This window comes from Massilia sp. CT11-108 (assembly GCF_047302915.1).
Taxonomy (GTDB): domain Bacteria; phylum Pseudomonadota; class Gammaproteobacteria; order Burkholderiales; family Burkholderiaceae_D; genus Telluria; species Telluria orientalis.
In genome coordinates, this window is the sequence record NZ_JBKYMO010000598.1 from 1 (window position 1) to 3024 (window position 3024).

The window sequence follows — 3024 nt, forward strand, 5'->3', positions numbered from 1 at the left end:
CAGCGCCGCGCTGGTGCGCCTGATCGCTGCGCTGGGCGGCAACCCGGCGCTGCTTCCGACGGCCGGCGACGCGCACGCGGGCGTGGACGGCAAGGACTGGGGCTATGGCTTCAACGTGGGCTATCTGTACGCGCCGACGCCGGATACCCGTTTCGGCATCGCCTACCGCTCGTCGATCAAGCATGAACTGAAAGGCGGCGCGCTGTGGGACTTCTCGACGGTGACGAGCGACGCCGTCGTCAACAAGGTGCTGCAGGGCGCCTCGCACCACGCGAATTCCGCGGCGCGCGTGGACGTCAGCACGCCGGAGACGCTGTCGCTGAACGCCTTCCACCAGTTCGATGCGAAATGGGCCGGCATGGCCGACGTGACGTGGACGCGCAACTCGCGCATGCAGGACATCGACATCCAGTTCGTCGGCACCAACGAAGGCGACCTCGTGATCCGCCAGCAGTGGAAGAACACCGTGCGCGTGGCGCTGGGCGCGAACTATGCGCTGAACGACGCCGTGACCCTGCGTGGCGGCATCGCGCACGACGACGCCCCGGTCCGCGGCGACCTGCTCCGCCACGCGGCGCTGCCGGACGCCGACCGCCTGCAACTGTCGTTCGGCGCGAACTGGAAGCTGACCCCGGCCTCGTCGCTGGACCTGGCGTACAGCTGGCTGCACTTCAACGACGCGAGCGGCAACTACACGAACAACTGCAATCCGGTGATGACGGGCTGCACCGGCAACGGCGAGACGACCCGCGGCACGTGGAAGACCCGCATGCAGTTGCTTGGCCTGGCGTACAACTACAAGTTCTGACCACCCGTCATTCCCGCGCACGCGGGAATCCATGCTGAGTGACTTCGGTGCTTCATTATGGGTTCCCGCCTGCGCGGGAACGACGGGATTCCAGAGTTTCGACGAATCGAACCCGACCCGCGCCGCACCCCACACCCCAAACGTCATCCCCGCGCAGGCGGGGATCCAAGTTCTGCATGTGCAGCGATAGCGCGTGCAAATTGGGTTCCCGCCTGCGCGGGAACGACGTGTTTAGAGTTTCGACGAATCGAACCCGACCCGCACCGCCCCCCAATGCCGGCCGCCGATCTCGAGCGGCATGGACAGGTCGTTGATCACCTCCCCCGTATCGCGCAGATAGGTCTGGAACAGGAACGGCTTGCGGTTCGCGGCCAGCTTCGCGCCCACCGGGTCGTCGAAGATGCGTTTATTGCGGCAGTAGACGAGATCGTGGTCGCGCCGGCCCGTCGGGGTCTGCGAGAACTTGCCGTTGTGCGTGGGCGCATAACCCTTGTTGTCGACCGCCAGCGCATACGTGCACCCCGGCAGGTCGGACAGGACGCGGTCGTACAGCGCCTGCAGGTCGCGCTCGACGGCGCGGTCGTAGCCCGTCGTGAAGCGCGGCGGATCCGAACCTTCGATCGGCCGGTAGGTCTGGTCGAAGATGTCCACGCCGCGCGCCAGGTGGCCCGCGAGGCAGCGGCCGACGGCGTCGCGCAGCTGCGTCGTCGCTTCCACGAGGCCGTCGAACGTCGTGCCGCCCGTGCGGAACTCGGCCAGCACGCCCTGCATTTCCTCGGTCGTCGCGCGCACTTCGTCGACGCGGCGCGACGCGTCGGCCATCGATTTACCCGTCTCCGACGCATTCGTCGCCATGTCCGTGACCTGGCGGCCGATCGACTGGCTGATGCTGTCCAGCGACTGCATCGCGACGGCCATCTCGTTGACGGTGCCCGTCATGCGCTCGAAATCGGCGACGAAGGTCTTGAAGTGGCCGGCGGCCAGGCCGACCTCGCGGGCCGACACGTTCACGCCTTCCAGGATCTCCTGGGTGGCGCCGGTGGTCGACTCGACGAGCGTGCGCATCTCGCTGTTGACGCCCGCGATCTTGGTCGTCTCTTCGTTGACCAGCTGCGACAGGCGCCGCACCTCGGCCGCGACGACGGCGAAACCGCGGCCGGCTTCGCCCGCGCGCGCCGCTTCGATCGCGGCGTTGATGGCCAGGAGGTTGGTCTGGTTGGCGATGCGCTGGATGATGCCGCCGAACTCGCTGATCGAGCGGGCATGGTGGTCCAGCTGCCCGACGGTGCGCGCGAAACCATCCACTTTTTCCTCGATCGCGCGCATGCGCGCTTCCAGGTGCGACAACTCGTCCATCGACGCGCGCGCCACGGCCAGGTTACGGCCCGCCGTCCCCGCGATGTCGTCCGTACCGGCCTTCACGCTGGCCGACAGGGCCGTCACCTCGCGCGCCGACGCCGCCAGCTCGCGCGACGCGGTGTACTGCTGGCGCGCCTTGTCGAGCGACTGGTCGACCTCCTTGCGCAGGCGCGCCGCGTTGATCGCCGTGCGGATGCTGCCGTCGCGCGCATTCAGCACGAGGCTGCGCACGCGGGCCGTCATGCCGGACCGTCCGGTTGGCGCGAACGCCGACGCGGACGGTATGAGCGTCGTTTTCAACCAATTCAACATAACTTGTCTCCCGGGTAGTCGGCTCTATTGGTTCACCGGCCGATTTTTTATTAGAGGAAAATATAGCTGCATTCTGGACACATGTCATCATTCGCGAAAAATCAATAGGCTGTCCAGCCAAATCGGGTAGACGCGCGCTATCACGTCGTATTTACCACACTTAATTATCCTAAAATGTCTCTTCGCCAATTCCTTCCCATTCCGCCTTGAAGTTCTCGATCGGTCATCGCTTGTTTGCCTCGGTCCTGCTGGCGATCCTCGCCGTGGCCGCCTGCGCCGTATTCCTGCTGCGCCAGAACGTGGTGGCCAGCTTCGGCGACTACGCCGCCGGCATCGAACTGGACCGCCTGGAAGAGCTGTCAACCACGCTCGCGCGCCGTTACCGCGCCGGCAACGGCTGGGGTTTCATTCCCGCCACCGACCGCCAGGACTGGATCGCGCAGGAGCTCGCGCGCCTGCAGCGGCTGCGCGAGGATGGATTACCTTCCGTCACGCCGGTCGCGCCCGTGCCCCCTGCGCGATCCAGTCCTGGCGGTCGGTGGCGG

The 3024-nt window shown here is 66.4% G+C and carries 3 protein-coding genes; 2 read left to right on the forward strand and 1 reads right to left on the reverse strand.

Features of this window, described 5'->3' with window-relative positions; all coding sequences use genetic code 11:
- Positions 1-808: OmpP1/FadL family transporter (locus tag ACEN88_RS28050; RefSeq protein ID WP_413344931.1), on the forward strand; the 808-nt coding region annotated here is incomplete at its 5' end.
- 231 nt (positions 809-1039) lie between these two features.
- Here ACEN88_RS28050 and ACEN88_RS28055 read toward each other — a convergent pair.
- The gene (locus ACEN88_RS28055; protein WP_413344933.1) at positions 1040-2410 is read right to left on the reverse strand and encodes a methyl-accepting chemotaxis protein; all 1371 of its coding nucleotides are present in this window, start codon (positions 2408-2410) and stop codon (positions 1040-1042) included.
- 275 nt (positions 2411-2685) lie between these two features.
- Between ACEN88_RS28055 and ACEN88_RS28060 the strand changes: the two genes are divergently transcribed.
- A partial coding sequence (locus ACEN88_RS28060; protein WP_413344935.1) for a hypothetical protein occupies positions 2686-3024 on the forward strand: 339 nt, incomplete at its 3' end.